The following is a 21,666-nucleotide window of genomic DNA, read 5'->3' as shown; positions in this document are numbered from 1 at the left end:
GCATGAGTGGCGATATTGCGAGCCTTGGAATTGCCGTGCAGACCGGCGATGTCACCAAGGCCAGTACAGAGCTTGAAAAGCTCGTTCAAGCAGGCGAAAAAGCCGAAAAAGCAGCAGAAGGCATCAGCGAGGGTTTCGGCAAGGCCTCGGCGGCGGCTTCTGGCTTGGCGGGCGCTGAAACCAAGCTGGCTGAAACCACGGAGGATGCCAAGGCTCGCCTGCTTGCCATGGCCAAGGCATCCCTGGACTCAAGCGAGTACCTGAAGAGCCTCGCTTCCAGCGTGAACTCCAGCACCTCCGCCATGGACGCGGCTCGGGCCACAACCACCGATTTCGCGGCGCTCAATCGACGGCTTAAGGCGGATGCCGATGCTCTGGTCGGGACTGTTGAGCAACAAGCCCAATCCACTCGCCAAGCGGCGGCAGCCACCGGCGTTCAGGCCGATGGTTTGGCTAAGCTGCTGGGTCAGATCAACCCGGCTGTTGCGGCACTGGCGCGCCTCGATGAGCAGCAGGCCAAGCTGGAGCAATATCGCAAGACCGGGTTGATTGATGCGGAAACCTTCAAGGACTATTCGGCCCGTATTGATTCCACGCGCAAGAGCTTGAGCGGTTTTGACGATGGTCTGTCGAAAACGGGCATCAGTGCCAGGCAAACCGAACAAGCGCTGCGCCAACTGCCTGCGCAATTCACTGACATCTTCACCAGCCTGGCTGGGGGTCAGAACCCGCTGATGGTGCTGATTCAGCAGGGCGGTCAGATCAAAGACTCGTTCGGCGGGGTTGATAACACCCTAACGGCATTGAGGGACAAGTTCCGATCTCTGTTCTCGGGTGGAGAGGGTGTTGCTGACTTAGGGGCTTCGCTGGCTGGCGCAGCGGCAAACTCCCAAGACTTGGCAGAAAGCGCAGGCGAGGCGGGCGACAGCCTTTCCGATCTGGCAGAAAGCTCGAACACCGCCGCCGAAGCGGCTGAAAATGCCCAGCGCGCGGTAGGTGCGATTCGGCCTGTGGTTAGTGCAGCATCACTCGGTTTTGTCGGCATGACGGCAGTGATAGCGGGCGCAGCCGCGGCGTTGGGTATTCTGATTTATGGCTACTACCAAGGAAGCAAAGAGGCCGACGAATACAACAAATCTTTGGTGTTGACTGGCAATTATGCCGGTACCAGTGCTGATCAACTGGCAGATTTGGCCCGACAAATCAGCGCAACAAATGGTACTACCAGCGAGGCTGCTGTATCACTTGCCAAGCTGGCGAGTAGCGGGGTGATTGCAAAAAGTAGCTTCAAGGGAATAGCCGATGCTGCCGCTGCGATGGAAGACGCCACTGGAAAGTCTGTCGACGCGACAATTGCTGAATTTATAAAAATCGCCAAAGATCCTGTGGCAGCTGCTAAGGAACTCAATGATCAGTATCACTTTCTGACTGCTTCGGTTTATTCGCAAATTGTGGCGCTCAAGGAGCAAGGCAATACCACAGCTGCTGCTGACCTTCTTACCAAGAGCTACGCGGAAACCGTTCAGGAACGGTCACAACAGATAACTGACAATCTCGGAACCATAGAGCGAGCATGGAAAGGCATCAAAGATGCTGCCGCTGGTGCGCTTGATGCAACGCTCAACGTCGGTCGCGCACTTACGATGGAGCAGCGAGCTCAAGAAATCCGAGACCGCCTTGCCACCAATAAGGGACGCGGAGGACGAGCAGCATCGCTTGGTATTGAGACCAGAGACATTGCTAATGATCAGCGTGAGCTGGCTTATCTCGAGCTTCAAATTGATGCGGAGAAATCCAAAAACAGCTATCTCGGCGAGCGAAACCGAATACAAAAAGAAGGTATAGATGCCGGGCAGCGGCTGAAGCAAATTAGTGATGCCAGCCTTACAAATGCAGAAAAGCGCGACAAACTCACCAAGGCTTATCTGCGTGATGTAGAAGTGCTGAAGAAGGCCAATCCGGACGATCCTCTGGTCCAGGCAGAGTTTGTGGCTAAATCCCTTCAGAACATCAAAGATAAGTACAAAGACCCGAAAGTCCCAAAAGGAGCGGTCGGCGCCGTAGACCTGACGGAGTTCAACGCCTCTCAAAACGCTATCAAAACAATCCTCGCCGAGTACACCAACGCCCAAAAGGAGTTGGATGCACTGCAAAAGGCTGGCTTGGTTTCGCAGGAAGAGTACGGCTGGAAGCGCGCAGGCCTGATCGGCAATGAGAAAGACGAAATCACCGCGGCGTATGAGGCCGAGATAGCAGCGCTTGAGTCGGCCAAGGCCAGAAAGACCACTTCAGCCGCGCAAGCGGTCGAACTGGACAAGAAGATCGCCGATGCTCGCACCGATATGGTTAAGGCCCAGCAGGACGCTGACAGCCAGTTAAAAGTATTGGCAATCAATCAAGAGGGGCGCCTTAAAAAGCAAACCTTGGCAATCAGTAACTACACCGATGCGCTGAGTCGGCAGAATCAAGCGTTGCAGCAGGCGGGGCAGCAGGCCGCGCTCGGCGTTGGTCAGGGTGACCGTCAAAACGCCCTCAACGGTGAGCTGAATGGCATTGCTGACCAAGCCAACCAGCAGCGCCTGGATCTGGCCCGGGATAAAGCCGACGCCGCGCGCAACATGAGTGCGGACGAGTACAACCAGAAGCTCGCAGCCATCAATAAAAGCGAATCCGACCTTGCGCAGACCACGCTCAGCAATTATGAGCAGATGTCGGCCGCTCAAAGTGATTGGCGCAACGGGGCAACGGCTGCTTTCCAGAACTACATGGACAGTGCCCGGGATGTGGCAGGGCAAACAAAAAGCCTGTTCAGCAACGCGTTCAGCTCGATGGAAGATGCGGTCGTTAACTTCGCCATGACCGGGAAGCTTTCGTTTGCGGACTTCACCAAGTCGATTTTGGCGGACATGGCGCGCATTGCATCACGGCAGGCAGCTTCAGGGATTCTCAGCTCTCTGGTAGGGGTTGGCGTCTCGGCGGCTGGCGCATATTTCGGTGGTGGTACTGCATCCGCAGGATCTACGCAGGGCGGATACAGTCCTGAAATCATGGACGGTTGGTCAGGTATCCAGCAGGCCAAAGGCGGTGCTTGGGATGCGGGCGTACAGATGTTTGCTGATGGCGGCGCCTTCACTAACTCCATCGTTAGCAAACCGACCGCGTTCGGTATGACCAACGGCAAAACCGGGGTCATGGGTGAAGCAGGCGAAGAGGCCATCATGCCGCTGACTCGTACCGCTAGCGGCAAGCTGGGCGTAATGGCGGTTGGTGGCGGTGGAGGGACCTCCCTGAGCTTGAGCATGCCTTTGATGGTGATGACCGACGAAGAGTCAGGCCGCCCGGAAGGGGCTGAACTCGACACCGAAGCTTTTCAGCGAAACATGCAAGACCGGATGCGTGTCGTTGCCAGAGAGGAAATCGCCAAGTCGTGGCGCCAAGGCGAGGTCAGCAGCCGAAACGTAAAAGGATGATTTATGGCAATCGAAACATTCACCTGGCAAACCGAAAAGGGCGAAGGCGAGATCAAACAGCGCGTGCGCACCAAGCAATTCGGCGACGGCTACGCGCAGACGACTACGGACGGGATCAACAACAAATCCCAGTCTTGGCCGTTTATGCACACCGGCCCCAAGGACAGAATTAAGGCCATTATGGCGTTTCTGGATCGGCACCAAGGGGCGAAAGCCTTCCTCTGGACGCCGCCACTGGGCGAGCTGGGTCTTTACAAGTGCAACGGTTACAAGCCTTCACCCCGCGGCGGGCTGACCTACTCCCTGTCGGCCACCTTCGAGCAAGTGTTTCACCCCTAAGGTAATCCTCACATGGCATTAATCACGGACATCCAGAAACTGGAGCCCGGCGGCGAAATTCGCCTGTATGAAATCGACGGCACGGAATACGGCGCGGATTACCTGCGATTCCATGGGCATGCAATCCCGCATACTCCGGATGAATTGCTGGCCTATCAAGGCTCCGACGAAGATCTGCCTGCCAAGTCGATTTTCTGGCAGGGCAACGAATACGCTGCGTGGCCCGTGAACATTGAAGGCCTTGGCTCTGACAGCGACGGCACAGCTACTCGGCCAACGTTCATAGCAGGCAACATCAACGGTCGGGTGACGGCGCTGTGTTTGGCCTTCGAAGACCTGCTCAAGTTCAAGCTCACCGTGCGCGAGACATTGGCGCAGTACCTGGATGCCGAGAACTTCCCCGAAGGCAATCCCACGGCCGACCCCACGCAAGAAGCACTGGAAATCTGGTTTATCGACCAGAAAACCAGCGAGGACGGCGAGGCCGTGGTCTGGGAGCTGTCCTCCCCGGGCGAGATCGATAACCACGGTCTGCCAGGGCGCCAAATGACAACGTTTTGCCACTGGGCCATGACGGGGGGCTACAGGGGCCCTGACTGTAACTACACGGGGACAGCGATGTTTGATGACGAAGACAATCCTACAGATGATCCAGCGAAGGACATCTGCAAAGGCTGCCTGTCGTCCTGCAAGTTGCGCTTCGGCGAAAACGAAGAGCTTCCTCACGGTGGATTCCCCGCTGTATCTCTGATAGCCCGGAGCTGATCATGCGCAAACACATACTGAGTGCGATTACTGCGCACGCGGCTGCTGAGTACCCCAAAGAAAGCTGCGGCCTGCTGCTGGCAATTGGGCGCAAGCAGCAGTACTTCCCGTGCCGAAACATTTCCAGCGAGCCAAACGAAGAGTTTCGCCTTGAGCCTGAGGACTACGCCGCTGCGGAAGACTTGGGGGAGGTTATAGGCATTGTTCACTCCCACCCGGACGCAACCAGTCGGCCGTCAGCACACGATCTGGCCATGTGCGAGGCCACGGCCTTGCCTTGGCACATTCTGAGCTGGCCGGAGGGGGATTTACGTTCGATTACACCGACTGGCAGCACGCCACTGCTCAAGCGCCCGTTCGTTCATGGGGCGTGGGACTGCTGGGAGGCATGCGCTGATTGGTACAAGCGCGAGTGGGGGTTGGAGTTCGAGGCCTTCAAACGCGAGGACGGCTGGTGGGAGAGTGCGGAGAGCAAGAGTCTTTATGAGGCCAATTACGAGGCTTCGGGTTTTGTGCGGGTCGATCAGCCACAGCGCGGCGACTTGATAGTTATGGCGATTGGGCGAACTGCTCACCCGAACCATGCCGGGATTTACCTGGGTACCGACCCCGCGTTGCCCGGCGAAGATTCCGACACGTTCGGGCCAGGCCCGTTCCTGCTGCACCACCTGTACGGCAGGCCGTCGGAAATCATCGTCTTCGGCGGCCCCTGGCATGACCGGACGCGCCTGATCCTCAGGCACAAAGACTCTCAAGCCAAATTGCCCAGCGAATAAATCGAAAAACCGTCTTTCGTTAGATGAGTGACCTCAGTCGTGCCGCCTATGTAAACACGATCCCTAGGCTTTTCGTCCTCCTGTCGCGACTGTGCACGCATGATGTCGGGCGCACACGCAGGAAACGAATTCCAGTCAATTCCCGCTTTGTCTACAAGCTCTGGCTTTACACCAAGCCCATAATCCAAACGCTCGGATTTGAAGTCCGACCCAGAACGGTAAGCGAATCCATGGACTTTTCCAGAGTCGTCGGAAATCCCGAAGTGATAGATCGTTGCAGATTGGTCGCGGAGGGCGGGGAGATGGCGATCCAGTTCGCTCCAGAGGGCCTGAAGCTCTTGGGGCGCATGAGCATCGACCGCATCTACATCGAGGGCAAAACCTTGGTTATTCACAAGGCCGACCCAGCGGCTGAAAAGCAGGGCGGAGCCTGTCGCTGCGATGACCATGCGCATGTGCGGGATGGCGATAGCTTTACTCACGTATCCTGGGGGCGTATCGACGGAATAATGTAAAAGCGTATCCGTGGCCACAATCGCTTCGTTTTCATCCGTGTAGAACAGTAGTGACGACATAGGGCCTCCTGACAAGCGTTTGAGTGGGCGGAGGCTACTATCGCGGGATGACAAGGAGTTACTGAGGATTCGTACACCTGGTTATGCGTCCGCTTGGAAGGCCAGCGACGCGCTTGCCTTTCCTTGAAGTGGCAGTAACTGACGTTTCTATACGGAGGTCAATACCCGGCAAACTACACGCCTGCCGGGTTCAAGCGCGTTTAAGGCATTAAGACCGAGTCGGCAACGTGGATTACGCCGTTGGACTGCATAACGTCTGCGATGCTGATCCCAGCCTTACCACCCTTGGCATCTACTACCCAAAGCTTACCGTCATGCAGCTTGATGTTTAGCGATTCACCTTGAACCGTTTTCAGCACCACAGTGCCGCCATTCTTTTTAGCCTCTGCCATTAGCTGCGCCGATGTGTGAGTGCCAGGCACGACGTGGTAGGTCAGGATTTTCGTCATGTCTGCTTTGTGCTCAGGCTTGACCAGTGTATCGACGGTCCCGGCTGGCAGCTTGGCAAAGGCTTCGTTCGTCGGGGCGAATACAGTGAAAGGGCCTTTGCTGTTAAGCGTATCGACTAATCCAGCAGCCTTGACTGCAGCTACCAGCGTCGTGTGGTCCTTCGAATTGACCGCGTTCTCGACAATGGTTTTGCTTGGGTACATGGCTGCACCTCCGACCATCACTGTATCGGCGGCAAAGCTGAGCGTGGCAGTGACGGAGAGGATCGCGAAGCAGGCTGCAGCAGCAAATTTTTTGTAAAAAGCGTGCATGATGTATCTCCTTGGCTCTTATGCTCTCCGAGTGAGGGTATTGAATCTACGAGCCAGAAACCAAACCGGATGCACTAATTCACGAAATAATTTTTACGGGCGACTTGCGCCTACTCACGCCTGTTGTTTGATGCCGCTGGCATTCCAACCACTCTGGACGCCTGGACAGGCTGCTCACGGATAAGCTATAGCTTGATCCAAGTTTTGTGAATGGTGTGTTGGAGAAACTGACTTGAGGTAAATAGTCATAAAGCGACGACTAGGCAGTGCTGAGCAGTTTCAGCTAAATTTCTAGCTGACATCTACCTAGATATGAGTTTTAATGATCGAAAGTGATTTGCAGCGGACCAAGCGCAAGGTATGCGTTTGTGTTCGTACATTCACTCTGTCATGACTTTTTGCTTCCCAACCGGCCGTTCCTCGGTCGATTCGTAATCATTAATTGCGATTTGGTGGATAACCTGATGAAAGCACGCCCACGTAGTGAGCGTAGACCCCGTCCAGAATTGCTGAACGACGCAGTTCTGACCCTAGCAGCTGAGCGTGGCCATGCTCGTTTGGTCGCCATGGGGCGTAAGCAAGAAAAGGAATGAGGCCAGTCGTCATTTCGACGTCTCTAAAAGTGGACTTGGGAACGGAATCCTCTCTGGCACTAGCTTCTGAATTTAAGCTGTACAAAGCAGGACAGACGTATCTTGGCGAATTTTTTGGTAAAGACGTCCAGTTTATCAAGCCTAAACCCGTGGTTGACCAAGAGCTTTGGCACATTCATATGGAAACGTCGCTTGTCACCAGTCAATGGGACAAGCTAGCGGAGCGGAGGGCTGATCAAGATCGATTTACGTCTGATCGGATCCTTGTTTACACGATGCTTGGCGATTTCCATTTACAACCATTTTTGCTTGTGACGATCCTTGATCCTGGACATGAGAAAATGAAGGATGCAACCTTCATGAGAAGTCTGGCCGATTTAACTGAACAAGAGCGAAAGGCATACTCTACAGCTTGCGCCAATGACAATTGGATCGTTGCCTAGCTACTACAAGCCCAGCAGAGATGCTGGGCTTTTTGCATCTCGGCCATCAGTGCTACAGTCCCGCCAAACCAAAGAGGGAACGATATGCGAATTTTGATAGGGGCGTTGGTGGTGGGGTTGTTGGCCGGGTGTTCGACCCCTGGTGACCTAAAAAGCGGGAATCCGAGCATCAGCGCATCATCGTCGAAAGCACCGAAGCAATATGCCCTTTGCGTGATGCCTAAATGGCAAGATGCCCGCACAGGAGCCACGATGTCTGAAACTGAGACCGGCTACAGGCTGATCGTTGCTACCGACACGACCGCCGAGGAACTCCTCGAAGTTAATCGCTCTCAGGCCGGTAGTAACGTGGCGCTGTACCAGCGATTGTCTTGGGCCCCCGGCTACGGTCGAGCAGCTATCGAGAAGGCCGTCCGCGATTGCCTATAAGCGATCAACAACAATATCAAGCCGCCTCCGGGCGGTTTTTTTACGCCTGGAGTTATCAATGTCCGCATTTGCAATCGAATACCAGCCGCTTACCACTATCCGTCTTTTTGGACAGTTGCGTAGCTTTGGAAAATCCTACCGGCTATCCGTCCGAACTCCTGCCGAGGCCATTAAGGCGCTTTGCGTCCAGCTTCCGGGGTTTGAGCTGTTCATTTCAAATGCGAAGTCCAGGGGGTTGGAGTTCGCGGTGTTCCGAGGCAAGAAAAACATAAGCGAAAGCGAGATTGGGTATCAGGGGGAGGGCGATATCATCATCGCTCCAGTCATAACCGGCAGTAAGCGGGCCGGGATTCTTCAAACGGTTGTTGGTGTTGTGCTGCTGGCCATTTCGTACGTCTTTCCGGTCACCGCGCCTTATCTGGCTCCTGCAGGCATTGGTCTCGTAGCCGGCGGCGTCATCCAGATGCTCAGCCCTCAAGCGGGCGGCCTTAAAACCAGCGCAGCGCCCGAAAACACCCCCGGCTACGCCTTCGGTAGTGCCAAAAACACCACAGCTTCCGGCAACCCGGTCTCACTGTGCTACGGCCGCAGACGCTGGGGCGGCGCGATCATCAGTGCTGCGATTTACGCCGAAGATCAGATGTAGAAACCACCGAATGCCGCACCGCCAATTGGCGGTTTTTTTTCGCCTGGAGGAAAGCATGGGCGCAGCACAGTTAATTGATATCCACGGCGCCAAGGGCGGATCAGATAAGCCGAAGACGCCAACAGAAGCACCTGACAGCCTGCGCTCAATCGCCTTGGCCAAGATGCTGATTGCAGTCGGCGAGGGTGAGTTCGACGGCACACCAACAGCTCGCAACATTTTCCTCGACAACACCCCGCTGCAAGATGAACAGGGTAACTACAACTTCCCTAACGTGAAGTGGGAGTGGCGCACCGGTTCTGTTGAGCAGCCGTACATCCGCGGCATTCCTTCGGTCGAAAACGAAACAACTTTAGGCATCGAGTTGCGCAGCGGGACCCCGTGGGTTCGAGCGATCAGCAACACTCAGCTTTCTGCTGTACGCGTGCGCTTCGCGTGGCCAGCCTTGCAGGCAGTGGATGAGAGTAACAACATTAACGGCTATCGAATCGAGTACAAGATCGAGGTGGCTACAGACGGCGGCGCTTACAAAGAGGTTTTAAGCGAGGCTGTAGACGGAAAGACCACCAGCACTTATGAGCGTACACGCCGCGTTGATCTGCCCAAGGCGGCAACGGGTTGGTTGCTGAAAATCACCCGTTTAACTGCAAACCAAGGCAACAACAAAATCGCCGACACGATGCAGATCGCGGGCTTCACCGAAGTCATTGACGCCAAACTGCGCTACCCCAATACAGCGCTGCTCTACATCGAATTCTCTGCTGAGCAGTTCCGTAACATCCCGGCAGTCACGACCGAATGTGACGCACGCAAGATATCGGTACCGAGCAATTACGACCCGCGCAATAAGTCCTATACCGGGATCTGGGACGGAACCTTCAAGCAAGCCTGGACCGATAACCCGGTTTGGATGACCTACGACATCACCGTCAATGACCGCTTCGGTCTCGGCCGCCGGATTAAGCCGTGGCAAGTCGATAAGTGGGAGTTGTACCGCATTGCTCAGTACTGCGACCAGTTGGTCCCGGATGGAAAAGGCGGTACGGAGCCGCGCTTTATCTGCAACCTCAACTTACAAGGCAAAGCCGACGCCTGGACGCTTTTGCGAGACATCTCCGCGATTTATCGCGGCATGACCTATTGGGCGCAAGGGCAAGTGTTCTCGCTGTCTGATATGCCACGCGCCACTGACTTCGACTTCGCCTACACCCGTGCCAACGTGATCGACGGCAAATTCTCGTACGGCAGTGCCTCTGAGCGAACACGCTACAGCCGCGCACTTATCAGCTACGACAACCCGGCCAACAACTACGACACCGATGTCACGGCAGTCACCGACAGCAAACTGCAACGCCGCTATGGCGACAACCCGCTGGAGATCAGCGCTATTGGTTGCACCCGCGAGTCTGAGGCTCAGCGTCGTGGAAAGTGGGCGCTGCTGACCAATGCAAAGGATCGCACCGTTTCTTTTCGAACGGGCTTGGCCGGTCGTATCCCGCTGCCTGGGTATGTGATTCCGATTGCGGATGAGTTGATCGCGGGGCGGCCGGTGGGCGGGCTTGTGTCCGCAGTCAAAGGGAAGGTCATCACCCTGGACCGTGACACCTCGGCCAAACCGGGCGATCGCCTAATTGTGAATTTGCCGGACGGCAAATGCGAAGGCCGTACTATCCAACTGGTGAGCGGCCGAAAGGTCACGGTAACCACGGATTATTCCGTCGCGCCCGAGCCTGAGCTGGTGTGGTGCCTGGACGCGTCTGATTTGGCGGTACCGCTGTATCGTGTCACCAGCGTGTCACGGCCCGAGCCAGGCGTTTATGAAATTACCGCTGTGCAGTACGACCCAGGCAAATTTGCGCACATCGACACCGGTGCGCGTTTGGAAGAACGCCCCATCAGCGTAATCCCGATTACCGTCGTGCCAGCGCCGGCGAGCGTTACGCTCACGTCCAACTCAACCGTCGCCCAGGGCTTGGCGGTGACCACTATGACCATCGCATGGGATTCAGTCCCCGGCGCTGTCGCCTATGACGTGGAGTGGCGTAAAGACAATGGCAACTGGATCAAGGTGCAGCGCACCGGCTCATCCAGTGTTGAAGTACCTGGTATTTACGCTGGCGCTTATTTGGCTCGGGTGCGTGCGGTCAGTGCGTTTGAGATTTCGTCCATCTGGAAAAACTCGCAACTGACGCAATTGAAAGGCAAGGAAGGCTTGCCACCGTCCATCACGCACCTGACCACTGAAAGCCTGGTCTACGGCATTCGCTTGAGCTGGGGCTTTCCACCGGGTGCAGAAGACACCCAGCGCACCGAGATTTGGCAGAACACGGCCAATGATCGGGAGTCTGCGACCAAGCTCGGCGATTACGCTTACCCGCAAGCGCGGCATGAGCTGCAAAACATCGTGCCCGGTACCAGCGTGTTTTTCTGGGCGCGGCTGGTGGATCGCACCGGCAATGTCGGGCCGTGGTTCCCGGAGAAGTTCGGGATCAATGGCCAGCCAAGCTCTGAGCAGACGGAATACGAGAAGTACTTCGCGGGGCAAATCGGCACGGGTGCGCTTTACCCGGAGTTGAGAAAGGACATTGAACTCATCACCGGTGATGGCCCGGGTTCGGTCAAGGAGCTGGCAGGGCAGGTCAAGGAATTGGGTGACAAGGTCGAAGGCCTGGTCGACACCTTTATCTACGACCCAAAGCAGACCTACAAGGTCGGCGAAAACGCTCGCGAAGGACGGCACATTTATCAAGCGCTTCAAGACGTGCCGCTCGCTACACCGCCGCCCAACCCGGTCTATTGGAAGGACATCGGCGAGATCCTCGAAACCGCCAATGGCCTGGCCTTTCAGGTCAACCAGAACACCACCCACATCGATGATCTCGACGGCAAGGTCACGGCGTCATCGTCATCGCTGGAAGCCTTGCGGGCAGCCGCGCGCGCCGACACAGGCGAGGGCGAGTTGGCCGACGCCCTCAAGAGCTGGCAATCCACGGCTGAGCTGGCCGTTGAAAAGCGTGTGCGGGCCACTGACGACGAGGCCATTTCCGAGCGCGTTACTACGTTCGGAGCACAGGTCGGCCAGAACAAGGCCGGGTTGTCGAGTCTTGAAAAGGTGGTGGCCACCAACGATTCAGTCGCCGCCAAACGCATCACGGAACTGAAAGGCGAACTGGTCGATGTGGGCGAGGTCGTGTCAGGCAACACCCAGGCGCTGGAAACCCTCAGCAGTGAAGTGGCGCGCATCGATGGTGAGATTGTGGCCGCGGCCAGCAGCCTGGAATCGTTGCGGGCAGAGGCGCGCAGTGACTCGGGCGAAGGAGAGCTGGCCAGTGCTTTGGAGGCGTGGAATTCAACGGCCAATTTCGCGCTGGAGAAGAGGGTGCGCGCCACGGCTGAAGAAGCCTTGGCAATGAAAACCGAGCAGCTGCAAGTCAACCTCAACCAAACCTCCGCCTCGGTGGAGCAGGTCAGTAAGGCCGTGGTCGATGTGAATGGGCGCGTGTCAGCCCAAACCACAATCAAGACCGAAACCATCGTGGGTGGGCGTAAGGTCATGGCGGCCCTTGCGCTGGGCTCTGATGGCGACACCTCGGAGATTCTGGCCTTTGCGCAACGGTTCGCCATCGTCGACGAAGTCACCGGGCAGCTCAGAACACCCTTTGTGGTGCAGGGCGGTCAGGTGTTCATCAACTACGCCATGATCGATACGGCGTTTATTCAGAACCTGGTGCTGGGGATGACGTTGCGGTCGAGTGCGGTGAATGAACAGGGTTTGCCGCTGCTGGAAATCAACATCCCGGCAGGCAAGCTGATCTTGCGCGGCTCAGCAGCCGATGGCAGTTCAGAGTGGGGCAACACCGGGCTCAAGTTCGTCCATGGGAATGGGGTTACGGCCATCGATTTGGGGTTAGGGGTATGAGTGTCGGTTTAGTTGCTCGCAACAAGGGCGGTCAGGTCATTCTCGATATGACCGCCAATATCAGTCAGGTAACCGGTAGCGTTTCAACGGGCGGGGGTAATGGCGCCATCACGATTCCCGCGCCGCCCGCGGGGAAAAGTCCATTTTTTATTGTGGTATCCATGGCGGGTGCATACCGAGAAAAGGGTAAAAGGCCGGGGGTGACTTTATCCGGCACCACCCTGTCCTGGGTGTATTCATTCAATACCAATGGCTGGGGCTACTTCGCTGCCAACTGTCAAATTTACTACGGGTATTACTGAATGACAGCCAAGTTAGTCGTCAAAAAAGAAAGCGGCGAACTTCTCTTTGACACTTCAAAGATCTGCTATGGACTGGTGAAAAGCGGCACGTTCACTTACATGGAAAGATGGCAGCGCAAGTATTTAAGAGGCTTCGACCTTGACCCTAATAAGGGGAGCAGTTGGGAGGACTCCTTTCGGGCCGGTGACGATATGTACGGTTTTTCTCTGAGTCAGGCGGTTTCCCCAATAGTCTTCATTGTTGGCAGGGGCTGCTTTAACGGCTCGGCACTGGCCGGATCGGACATGTATTTCTACTACTCGGGAGCGAATGCCAACACCAAATTCTATTGCTTCGATCTGATGAGAAATGACATTCCAGGAGGGCCATACCTCAAAACCTTTAACGAGGCAGGAGAGATCACTTTCAACTCTTTGCAGGTTCCCTTGAACGTCATCGCATCCATTGGTGCACCTGCACCGACAGGGACGGATCGATACGGCAGGCGATACGGTTACGCGGGAGGACGATGGGAATTAGTTAGGCGCCAAACCGCCAACGTTGACAGCCAGGCACACCACTTGATTGATATTCCGTTGAGCGCGGGGGTCGAATATGCGGCGTGTTTACCGTGGTCGAGAGCAGCCAATGCCTTTTTAGGTAATGCTCTTACGGGGGTTGATGGCATTGTGTATGGGATGTCAGAGGGCGCCTTTGGGCGCTCGGGTGGCATCAGCTTTATGTTTGCCCCGGCGGGCGTTACCACGCAAGCAGGCACGCCCAGTAACCAATACAGCCTGCCAGGATCTTTTGAAGGTTTTCCGGTTGATCGATCCCCGACAGCGCTGGTCATCAACACCGCCAATTATCCGTTTCCTTATCGATAATTTCTAACCTCACTAAACCCGCCACGTCGCGGGTATTTTTTTGTCTGGAGAAAAGTATGTCTTGGTACAGAACCGGCACCGTATCGGTCGTAAAGGGCTCAACGACTGTGACCGGCGCGGGCACCGCCTTTGCGGGCAACGCACTGGTCGGCGATATTTTCGTCGGCCCTGATGGCGCCGTTTACGAAATCGTCAACATCCCGAGCGCCACTGTTTTATCTATTCGTTCGGCCTACAACGGTGCCTCAGCAAACGGCGCGCCGTATGCCATTACCCCTGCACAAACCCACGTCAAAGACCTGGCCGATCAAATACGTCTGATGCTCACACAGTGGGGAACAGCCGTGGCCAACTTGGGCGCCGTCTCAACTGAGAACGTCGTGCCGGTGGCCAAGGGCGGCACGGGCGGCACAACACAAGCGGCTGCCCGTTCCGGACTTGGGCTTAAAAGCGCGGCCGTGGCCGACATACTGGGTGGCGTCTCCCAAGTGGGCGGTGTGCCCACGGGCGCGATCTTCCAACGCGGCAGCAACGCCAATGGCGAGTTCTGCTTGATGGCCGATGGCACGGCCATCTGCACTTACCTGCAACTCAGCATGTCGGCCGCGGCTAATACCGACATCGCGGCCAACTGGCAATTTCCGTGCGTGTTCGCCGTAGCACCGGCCGTACTGGTGGCGCTGCGCGGGCCAGCGTCGACCAACACCTTCACCATCAACAAGCTTCAGGCCGCGCCCTCAAGCGTCACGGCTGCCGCCATCACCGGCAACTTCAGCGCTGCGCAAAACTACTTCATCACACTGACAGCCATAGGCCGGTGGTTCTAATGATTATCAAGCTCTCGCCGAAGTTCGGCGCCGAACCACTCACGCTGATCAAGCGCAACGACACGCTGAACATCAACGGCGAAACATTCGACTTCACCACCATTCCCGAAGGCGCGGTGTTGCCCGCAGCAGCCATCAACTGCGAATACATCATCGGCGACATCACCCGTAGCAACGGTCACCTGATCATCTGCCTGATGTTGCCGTGCGGCCCGGACTCCTCGGACGCTGCCAACTTCCCCGAAGACATCGTCAACCCACGTAACGGCCACATAGGGCTTCCTGAATGAACATCGACTTCAGCCAACTCAAAACCGCCGAACAGCTCCAGGCTGACAAGGAGCGCGCCGAACTCGACGGCATATTGGCCACACGCCGCGCGGCTTACCTGAGCGAGTCAGACCCGCTACGGCTGGAGGCTGACTATGACGGCCTGAGCCAGGGCAACGCGCCGGACTACACCGCGTGGCTGGCCTCCGTCGCCGACATCAAGAAACGCTTCCCGCTGCCCAAGGCGGTCGTTCCGGCCAAAGACTGAAGCCGCACACACCACCGAACCCCGCCGCGTGCGGGATTTTTTTTGCCTGGAGAAAGCCATGCCCATCACCGTGCAGCAATTGCTCCTTATTCTCCCGAACGCCGGCCAAGTTGCCGGCGTTTTTGCACCTGTCCTCAACACCGCCATGAACCGGTACCAGATCGTCGGCACCCAGCGTGTCGCGGCCTTCATCGCCCAGATCGGCCACGAGTCTGGTCAGCTCAAATACATGCGTGAAATCTGGGGTCCAACAGCCGCTCAAGCGCGATACGAGGGCAGGGCCGACCTCGGCAATACTCACCCGGGCGACGGCTCCACGTTTCGCGGGCGTGGCCTGATCCAAATCACCGGCCGCAGCAACTACAAAACCTGCGGCGAAGCGCTGGGCCTCGACCTGATCACACAGCCAGAACTGCTGGAAAAGCCGCAGCATGCATGCATGTCGGCGGCTTGGTTTTGGGCCACCCGAGGCCTCAACACCCTTGCAGATGAGGGCAAGTTCGACACCATCACCAGCCGTATCAATGGTGGGCTGAATGGACTGGCGGATCGCCAGGCACTGTATGCGCGGGCGCTGAAGGTGTTGGTGTGAAGCTGGATGCGGTGAAGTGGAGCGGGGCATTGCTGCTGACGCTTGGTCTCATGGCTGGTAGTGCCTGGGCCGCATGGGCATGGCAGGCCAACGCCTATGGTCAGCAATTGGCCAAACAGGAAACAGCCCATCAAACGACCCTGACCAATCAGGCCAATGCCAATGCAGCGCTGATCCTCGCCGAGCAGGACAAGCGTTTGGCGCTGGAGCTATGGCTGGCAGCCAGTGATAAAGCCCATTACCGAGTTCTCACCGATGCCAAAACCAATCAAGCCCGTCTGCGTGATCGCCTTGCTACTGCTGACCTGCGGCTGTCAGTCCTACTCGATACCACCGCCGCAAATGGTAGTGACGGAATGCAAACCGCCACCGCTACCGGCTGCGTGGTTCATGGAGCCACGCGAGCCCGACTTGACCCAGCGCATGCTCAACGAATTATCGGAATAACTGACGACGGGGATCAAGGATTGATTGCACTGGCCGCATGTCAAGACTATGCAAGAAAGCTTCAGTTATTGAATTAGGGAAGGGGGATCATTCAGAAATCTGTGCTATCTATATTTATGGTAAATGGCGGTTCCGCTAGGGGCGGTTGCATCGTTTGATGTATGCGATCAATTAGCCGTCGATGCTGCTCATAAAGACTGGTCCGGCCCGTAGGCTACGGCATAATACTCACCCGTAACACGCGTGGAATTGTTTTCTTAAGTGGCTGAAAAATAGAGCTAAAAGCACTCTAGCTCAGCTCTTATCAGAGTGTTAAGCTCTGGTGAACGTAAGTATTGATAGGGAAGATCATGAAGTTAGCTGTAGCTCCACCTCATATTTGTATTTATAGAGGGGAATACCTTCAGGGGACTATGGTGTTTTTTGAGGAAATTGAAGAAGCTATAAGGCAGCGCTCACCAATTAGGGTTGATTTCTCGCAGTGCCAGTCGATTAATGCTGCTGCTGCCGTGATGACATTTGCCAAAATAACTAGATATCAATTAATTGCAGATTTTGTCGGGATGGCGAAGGGGCATCAATCACTTGAAATCACAATGCCTCTTGATAAAAAAGTTCGTGCATTTTTTAGAAGTACAGGTTTTCATGACGCTGTAAGACCTGGTGGGAAAGCAAAGCTAAATAGATTGTGGCGCGATGAGGGGAATCCTTTCAAAACATCAAATTCAGCTGTTCCAGATTTGCCAGCTCTTATTAAGCATCTTAAGAATCGGCTAGGGAATGTTCCTGATAGGTTGATGTCAGCCCTCAGCGAAGGATACTTAAATATAAATCACCATGCTTATGAGCGAGATCTTATTGAAGACTTGTTTGGTCGTTGGTGGCAATACACATCCTCAGTTAGGGCTAATGGAACATTTAGTGTTGTGCTCTATGATTGCGGTATAGGGATTCCTAAAAGCTTGGAGCATAAGCTGGCTAGGGAAGTTGTATGGTATACAGATAACCAAGTTATCGAGTACGCCATGCAAAAAGGTAGTACCCGATTTGGTGATCATCATGGTCGGGGTAATGGCTTTCATAATATAAAAAAGCCCGTGGATATAAATAAGCAAGCGAAGCATCTATTTATAGCCAGCGGCAGGGGTGCTGTAGTTTATAAGGATCAGAAAATTGATACGTCAGAAATGCACCCAAATTATGGCTTTGGTGGTACACTAATAGAGTGGTGTTTTGACGGAGAGATTAAATGAGCGATGTGAGTTTGAGAGAAGCTAATATTTTAGTTGGTGATTTCTCTAAAACGCCTTACGGTCGATATGAGGTGGATGGCAAAGCCAATGCATCTGCATTTAGAGATAAAATTCTTGCTCCTGCCTTCAAGGATCCCACGATCGATAAGGTTAATGTCTATCTGGATACTGTTGAAGATGGTTATGAGTATGGTTCCTCTTTTCTTGAGGAAGCTTTCGTAGGGTTGGTTAGAAAGTGTAATATTGATGCTGATACAGTTAGAAAAAAGCTTCATCTTGTTACAGTGCACTATGATTACGTGCTTGAAGTTAATGAATACCTGAGTAAAGTTTAATGGCGCTTAAAGATTTTGCTGAGATTGTAACTGTTGTTGTTTCGCCAGGGCTTACTCTGCTTGCGGCGGCAATTGGCTGGGTGATCATTATTAATGATTCGCGCTCGACAGCTCAGCGTACTGAAGCAACTGAGCTGTTGAACTTGGTGGTTGATACTACAGTTAATCTTAATCGTAGGGGGGCTAGCTTTCTTCTTGAAAATAAAGAGCATAGAACCAATCATAGAGCATGGGTGTCTTCTGTATCTGTTGATATCGCTTCTTTGAGAGCGCGTGCAGAAATACTCAAGAATATTTATAAGATTGAAATTCCAGACGACTTTTTTTTCACTTTGCGGCGTGCCTTTACCCTCAATGCCGAGGAATTTCATAGTTACGATCCAGACCAGGTTTCTCAGCAGATTCAAATTCAAACGAGTCATGTTTCCAAAAGTCTTTCTAGTCTCTACGGCCTGTATCCAAGTAAAAAGGCATGGTATGCGCGTCGTCTAGCATAAAGGCATAATAGAGCGCGTTTGTCTTTCGATGCTGAAAAATCTGCTCGCCCATGCATTGCTCCAATAATCTATTCGAGATCAGTGGCATGGGCGTACATATCTTGACTGATGTTAAAGTGCATATGAGTAAGATATGGCTCCATTCAATTGATTAATGCTAACTAACCAATCGCCTTTAGGTGTATGTATTTCAGAGGCAGGGTGGGCGTGCCGGCGCACCAAGTGTTCACTGATTTCAGATTATAAATGCCTGCTGCTTAGTTGTAAGAGTTGAGCTTGTCGTTACAGCGCGTTAAGTTGGGCGGTATCTTGAGCCGGTGATAATCTCTGCCAAATGTAAATCCATGCGCGCGCTACTCAGTCGAACATCAACTCTGATTCATATGATCACAAAATTCCAGCACCATTGGGTGGGTTACAAATTTATAGATGAGTAAGAACTTTAGCTGTACATCGCGCGGTTGAAGATATTTTCAGCGTAGCGAGCTATCGCCGGGTAGACTTAGCGTCGTTTGTACGTTTTGGACGTGAATCCTGTTATGGCGGATTCCGGATCACGACAAAAACGCCGCGAAATATTCCGAAAGTTATTCCGGGTGACACCGGTTGATTGGGTTTTTGTTCGTTCGGCAGGACGCCAACGGAGGGGAAATAGCCCTCTTCACTTTTGCGTGACTCTCACGCACCTATTTTAATCTATTTGTACCTATGGCTATTCGATCGCAGCGAGCGCCAGAGAAAGCATTCATGTTTAAAGGGTTTGCAATGCTGCTCCGGAAACGGGGTGCTAGGAGGTAAGGTGCAGCGCTCTGCCTAGAGCTGATATGAGCTTTAATCGGTTTGCTTGAGACGAGGCCGTTGCCGGCTGAGTGATATCAGCAATTGGGATGCGAGCGGGAGCGAATTACGGATGTTGATGCGTGTAAGTGACCTACATTCACGATCGTAAAAATTAGCATGCCCTCAATTCATGTAGGAATAGGAAACCTAGCCTGAGCGAAATATCCTGAAAACTATTGTTGGCTTTTAAGATATTGCTATTCAGCTTGAGTAAAGATTTCATCGATTATAGTCAAGGTGTTTTATCGTTTGACTGGTGTGGACAATGCTTGGATTGCAACTACCTGAGTTATTGAGTGTGCTTGGAGTTTTCTGGGTTGGAATAGTGGCGGGACTGATCTTGTGCTTGCGCAATAAGTAAGGCCCTGAAGGCTAGCAGCACCCAATAATATTCGATTGGTCATCCTGCTATGGGGGGGGCAGTCGGCAGGACGCCGGGGAGGTTTATGCACAATCGGCATAGGGAGAGGAGGTTGCCGCTGGGACCAGTTCAGGAACCAACGGCTGCATTTCTGAGCATTATTACTGATTACTCACGCCAACTTCGTCCAGTAAACATTGTTCCTCAGTCAGCACACATGCGCATCCCATCCCGCATCGTGATGTTAGCTGTGGAGATCAATTACTTTACCTATCAATAGCTTAGAGTTGGCTGGTTTGAGCCGATACCAATGTGGAGCTTTTCCAGCTCGCTCCAGTCTGAGCTTGAGTTGAGCCAACGCGCATACGTAGACAGCAACATTGGGACGCTATGGCCAAGTTGCTGAGCAATAAAGGCGGGATTGATGCCGGACATGGCGCGCATTGTCGCATATGCGTGACGACAGTTGTACGGCGGTCTGTAGCGGATGTTCAACATCTCTAGGGTTTGTTGGCATTGCCGGCGTACGTCGCGGGCCCGTTGGGGCGGATTCGCCGTTCGTTGAGCATGTGAACAGGGCTAGCGCGTTCTATCAGCGTACCTTCGCTCTGGCGTCCACGTTTAGCGTGATGCCTGGTAAGAAAGGGTGTTTGAACGGCGCGTTTGTTTAGCAAGGCCGGGGGAGCTTTTCGAGCCTGGTGACGACGATGGATTGGGTCTTCGGCGATTGCAGGGCAGAGGTAGATCTGCTTTTTTCCAGATCGACGGCACCCGGCGCAGTTAAATCGCGTTCTGGAATCGCATGCCTGCGACAAAAGTGGGGTGAAAGCAGGCTGTCGACAAGCAACAGTCTCAGCCGCACTTTACGCACCTCTATGCCCGCTCGAACTGTCACTGACCGGCTAGAGCTCAACTGCGCAAGAAGTTGCGCACTCAAATGTGGATAACCGTGTGGATACATGGCCACAGCGCATATAAGACGCGAGCTGTAGACGAGTGCGCAAGAAGTTGCGCAGCACTGCGCAACTTCTTGCGCACTTTGTCGATGTTTCTTACGTGAAAATCATCGTTCCGATGGACTTAATTTTGTTATCTCATTGTTTTATATAGATTTAATGAGCTTTGGCACGAACCTTGACTGTCTCTATCAGCACTTGAACGGCATTTGGGCCTTTCAAGTCCTTTTTTTCAGCAAGGAGAGCCTCCATGGCGACGCCAGCGTATATGTCCATCACGGGCACCAAACAGGGTCTGATCACTGCCGGTGCGTTTACCGCGGACTCAGTGGGCAATACCTATCAGGAAGGTCATGAAGACCAGGTCATGGTTCAGGGCTTCAGCCACGAAGTGATCATTCCTCGCGACCCGCAGTCCGGCCAACCGACCGGCCAACGCGTTCACAAACCGGTAAAAATCACCAAGGTGTTCGACAAGTCCTCGCCGCTGCTGCTGGCTGCGCTGACCTCCGGCGAGCGCCTGACCGAGATCGAAATCCAGTGGTTCCGCACCTCGGCTGCCGGTACTCAAGAGCATTACTACACCACCAAACTTGAAGACGCGATCATCGTTGACATCAAGGACTACATGCACAACTGCCAGGACCCGTCGAACGCGCACTTCACGCACCTAGAAGACGTGGAATTCACCTACCGCAAAATCACCTGGACCCACGAAGTGTGCGGCACGTCCGGTTCGGATGACTGGCGTTCGCCTGTCGCTGGCTAAGACTGGCTTATCGTTTGAGCGCACCGGCCTGGTTCGGGGTGGTGCGTGCATGACCCCAGAATTTTTCTGTTTTCGGCGCCTGTTTCCACACGACGAAAATCGCAACACTGCATGAGGAACAAGGGATGTTCGCACCGGCCCATCAGCCCCATTTCACGCTGGCCCTCGACGGGGCGGTTTTTCAGGTGCTGGTCTTCAAAACCCCCGGCCTGCTGGCGGGTGAGATGCTGTCATGACGACTGAAAATGCTGTTGCAGAAAAACGTGGCCCACAAGTGGCCATCGTGCCGATCAGTGCCATCGACATTAAAGACGTGGCCAGCGGCGCGGCGGTGTTCGATGCCTGGTTGCAGGAAGTCAGCGGCGG

The 21,666-nt window shown here is 54.4% G+C and carries 20 protein-coding genes and 1 pseudogene; 18 read left to right on the top strand and 3 right to left on the bottom strand.

The features are described from left to right. The first annotated feature begins 2 nt into the window (after positions 1-2). The 4 genes from TU86_RS18350 to TU86_RS18335 are packed head-to-tail and all read left to right on the top strand — an operon-like array spanning position 3 to position 5,350. Positions 3-3,470, top strand: coding sequence for a phage tail tape measure protein (locus tag TU86_RS18350; protein ID WP_048365744.1), 3,468 nt, complete (start codon positions 3-5; stop codon positions 3,468-3,470). Positions 3,471-3,473: 3 nt separating this feature from the next. Next, a complete protein-coding gene (locus TU86_RS18345; protein ID WP_047280221.1) occupies positions 3,474-3,809 on the top strand; it encodes a phage tail protein in 336 nt (111 codons plus the stop codon). A 12-nt stretch (positions 3,810-3,821) separates the two neighbouring features. Continuing rightward, on the top strand, positions 3,822-4,574 hold the full coding sequence (locus tag TU86_RS18340; RefSeq protein WP_048365743.1) for a phage minor tail protein L: 753 nt from the start codon (positions 3,822-3,824) through the stop codon (positions 4,572-4,574). A gap of 2 nt (positions 4,575-4,576) precedes the next feature. Then, on the top strand, positions 4,577-5,350 hold the full coding sequence (locus tag TU86_RS18335) for a C40 family peptidase (protein ID WP_048365742.1): 774 nt from the start codon (positions 4,577-4,579) through the stop codon (positions 5,348-5,350). Here TU86_RS18335 and TU86_RS18330 read toward each other — a convergent pair. Together TU86_RS18330 and TU86_RS18325 are read right to left on the bottom strand one after the other, a co-directional pair. Continuing rightward, on the bottom strand, positions 5,326-5,925 hold the full coding sequence (locus TU86_RS18330; protein ID WP_048365741.1) for a hypothetical protein: 600 nt from the start codon (positions 5,923-5,925) through the stop codon (positions 5,326-5,328). The genes TU86_RS18335 and TU86_RS18330 overlap by 25 nt on opposite strands. A 200-nt stretch (positions 5,926-6,125) precedes the next feature. Beyond that, positions 6,126-6,686, bottom strand: a complete 561-nt coding sequence (locus TU86_RS18325) for a fasciclin domain-containing protein (protein ID WP_048365740.1) — start codon at positions 6,684-6,686, stop codon at positions 6,126-6,128. Positions 6,687-7,275: 589 nt separating this feature from the next. On the opposite strand from TU86_RS18325, the gene TU86_RS18320 reads away from it, so the two are divergent. The 13 genes from TU86_RS18320 to TU86_RS18255 all read left to right on the top strand — a co-directional run bounded on the left by TU86_RS18320 (position 7,276) and on the right by TU86_RS18255 (position 18,374). Beyond that, positions 7,276-7,722, top strand: coding sequence for a type II toxin-antitoxin system YafO family toxin (locus tag TU86_RS18320; RefSeq protein ID WP_048365739.1), 447 nt, complete (start codon positions 7,276-7,278; stop codon positions 7,720-7,722). 487 nt (positions 7,723-8,209) lie between these two features. Continuing rightward, positions 8,210-8,797, top strand: a complete 588-nt coding sequence (locus TU86_RS18310; RefSeq protein ID WP_048365737.1) for a tail assembly protein — start codon at positions 8,210-8,212, stop codon at positions 8,795-8,797. Between the two features lie 55 nt (positions 8,798-8,852). Further along, on the top strand, positions 8,853-12,716 hold the full coding sequence (locus TU86_RS18305) for a TipJ family phage tail tip protein (RefSeq protein WP_048365902.1): 3,864 nt from the start codon (positions 8,853-8,855) through the stop codon (positions 12,714-12,716). After that, the gene (locus TU86_RS18300; RefSeq protein WP_048365736.1) at positions 12,713-13,018 is read left to right on the top strand and encodes a hypothetical protein; all 306 of its coding nucleotides are present in this window, start codon (positions 12,713-12,715) and stop codon (positions 13,016-13,018) included. The genes TU86_RS18305 and TU86_RS18300 overlap by 4 nt, the downstream gene beginning before the upstream one ends. After that, positions 13,019-13,885 (top strand): hypothetical protein, encoded by an 867-nt coding sequence (locus TU86_RS18295; RefSeq protein ID WP_048365735.1) that lies wholly within the window; start codon positions 13,019-13,021, stop codon positions 13,883-13,885. It abuts the gene before it with no gap. Positions 13,886-13,941: 56 nt separating this feature from the next. Beyond that, positions 13,942-14,712: a hypothetical protein gene (locus TU86_RS18290; protein ID WP_048365734.1), complete on the top strand. Its 771-nt coding sequence runs from the start codon at positions 13,942-13,944 to the stop codon at positions 14,710-14,712. Then, positions 14,712-15,002: a hypothetical protein gene (locus tag TU86_RS18285; RefSeq protein ID WP_048365733.1), complete on the top strand. Its 291-nt coding sequence runs from the start codon at positions 14,712-14,714 to the stop codon at positions 15,000-15,002. Before TU86_RS18290 ends, TU86_RS18285 begins: the two co-directional genes overlap by 1 nt. After that, entirely contained in the window at positions 14,999-15,250 is a 252-nt protein-coding gene (locus tag TU86_RS18280; protein ID WP_048365732.1) for a hypothetical protein, read from the top strand. The genes TU86_RS18285 and TU86_RS18280 overlap by 4 nt, the downstream gene beginning before the upstream one ends. Before the next feature lie 58 nt (positions 15,251-15,308). Further along, positions 15,309-15,842, top strand: coding sequence for a glycoside hydrolase family 19 protein (locus tag TU86_RS18275; protein WP_048365731.1), 534 nt, complete (start codon positions 15,309-15,311; stop codon positions 15,840-15,842). Further along, positions 15,839-16,366: a lysis system spanin subunit gene (locus TU86_RS18270; RefSeq protein WP_048365730.1), complete on the top strand. Its 528-nt coding sequence runs from the start codon at positions 15,839-15,841 to the stop codon at positions 16,364-16,366. Before TU86_RS18275 ends, TU86_RS18270 begins: the two co-directional genes overlap by 4 nt. Positions 16,367-16,639: 273 nt before the next feature. Beyond that, positions 16,640-17,542, top strand: coding sequence for a hypothetical protein (locus tag TU86_RS18265; protein WP_048365729.1), 903 nt, complete (start codon positions 16,640-16,642; stop codon positions 17,540-17,542). Beyond that, positions 17,539-17,877, top strand: a complete 339-nt coding sequence (locus TU86_RS18260) for an STAS-like domain-containing protein (protein ID WP_053076060.1) — start codon at positions 17,539-17,541, stop codon at positions 17,875-17,877. Before TU86_RS18265 ends, TU86_RS18260 begins: the two co-directional genes overlap by 4 nt. Beyond that, a complete protein-coding gene (locus tag TU86_RS18255; protein WP_048365728.1) occupies positions 17,877-18,374 on the top strand; it encodes a hypothetical protein in 498 nt (165 codons plus the stop codon). Before TU86_RS18260 ends, TU86_RS18255 begins: the two co-directional genes overlap by 1 nt. Positions 18,375-19,848: 1,474 nt before the next feature. Here TU86_RS18255 and TU86_RS23760 read toward each other — a convergent pair. After that, positions 19,849-20,082: pseudogene (locus TU86_RS23760) on the bottom strand (site-specific integrase); the annotation flags it as partial. Between the two features lie 699 nt (positions 20,083-20,781). Between TU86_RS23760 and TU86_RS18250 the strand changes: the two are divergent. Continuing rightward, positions 20,782-21,300 (top strand): Hcp family type VI secretion system effector, encoded by a 519-nt coding sequence (locus TU86_RS18250; RefSeq protein WP_048365727.1) that lies wholly within the window; start codon positions 20,782-20,784, stop codon positions 21,298-21,300. The last annotated feature ends 366 nt before the right edge of the window (positions 21,301-21,666 follow it).

This window comes from Pseudomonas weihenstephanensis, assembly GCF_001043055.1.
GTDB lineage: Bacteria > Pseudomonadota > Gammaproteobacteria > Pseudomonadales > Pseudomonadaceae > Aquipseudomonas > Aquipseudomonas weihenstephanensis.
Note: the sequence above shows the minus strand (reverse complement) of the source record. Positions and strands in the feature narration are given on the sequence as shown.

Bases quoted from the DNA above. Each gene is read 5' to 3' on its own strand.
- TU86_RS18350 (WP_048365744.1), top strand. From the start codon at position 3: ATGAGTGGCGATATTGCGAGCCTTGGAATTGCCGTGCAGACCGGCGAT.
- TU86_RS18345 (WP_047280221.1), top strand. From the start codon at position 3,474: ATGGCAATCGAAACATTCACCTGGCAAACCGAAAAGGGCGAAGGCGAG.
- TU86_RS18340 (WP_048365743.1), top strand. From the start codon at position 3,822: ATGGCATTAATCACGGACATCCAGAAACTGGAGCCCGGCGGCGAAATT.
- TU86_RS18335 (WP_048365742.1), top strand. From the start codon at position 4,577: ATGCGCAAACACATACTGAGTGCGATTACTGCGCACGCGGCTGCTGAG.
- TU86_RS18330 (WP_048365741.1), bottom strand. From the start codon at position 5,925: ATGTCGTCACTACTGTTCTACACGGATGAAAACGAAGCGATTGTGGCC.
- TU86_RS18325 (WP_048365740.1), bottom strand. From the start codon at position 6,686: ATGCACGCTTTTTACAAAAAATTTGCTGCTGCAGCCTGCTTCGCGATC.
- TU86_RS18320 (WP_048365739.1), top strand. From the start codon at position 7,276: ATGAGGCCAGTCGTCATTTCGACGTCTCTAAAAGTGGACTTGGGAACG.
- TU86_RS18310 (WP_048365737.1), top strand. From the start codon at position 8,210: ATGTCCGCATTTGCAATCGAATACCAGCCGCTTACCACTATCCGTCTT.
- TU86_RS18305 (WP_048365902.1), top strand. From the start codon at position 8,853: ATGGGCGCAGCACAGTTAATTGATATCCACGGCGCCAAGGGCGGATCA.
- TU86_RS18300 (WP_048365736.1), top strand. From the start codon at position 12,713: ATGAGTGTCGGTTTAGTTGCTCGCAACAAGGGCGGTCAGGTCATTCTC.
- TU86_RS18295 (WP_048365735.1), top strand. From the start codon at position 13,019: ATGACAGCCAAGTTAGTCGTCAAAAAAGAAAGCGGCGAACTTCTCTTT.
- TU86_RS18290 (WP_048365734.1), top strand. From the start codon at position 13,942: ATGTCTTGGTACAGAACCGGCACCGTATCGGTCGTAAAGGGCTCAACG.
- TU86_RS18285 (WP_048365733.1), top strand. From the start codon at position 14,712: ATGATTATCAAGCTCTCGCCGAAGTTCGGCGCCGAACCACTCACGCTG.
- TU86_RS18280 (WP_048365732.1), top strand. From the start codon at position 14,999: ATGAACATCGACTTCAGCCAACTCAAAACCGCCGAACAGCTCCAGGCT.
- TU86_RS18275 (WP_048365731.1), top strand. From the start codon at position 15,309: ATGCCCATCACCGTGCAGCAATTGCTCCTTATTCTCCCGAACGCCGGC.
- TU86_RS18265 (WP_048365729.1), top strand. From the start codon at position 16,640: ATGAAGTTAGCTGTAGCTCCACCTCATATTTGTATTTATAGAGGGGAA.
- TU86_RS18260 (WP_053076060.1), top strand. From the start codon at position 17,539: ATGAGCGATGTGAGTTTGAGAGAAGCTAATATTTTAGTTGGTGATTTC.
- TU86_RS18255 (WP_048365728.1), top strand. From the start codon at position 17,877: ATGGCGCTTAAAGATTTTGCTGAGATTGTAACTGTTGTTGTTTCGCCA.
- TU86_RS18250 (WP_048365727.1), top strand. From the start codon at position 20,782: ATGGCGACGCCAGCGTATATGTCCATCACGGGCACCAAACAGGGTCTG.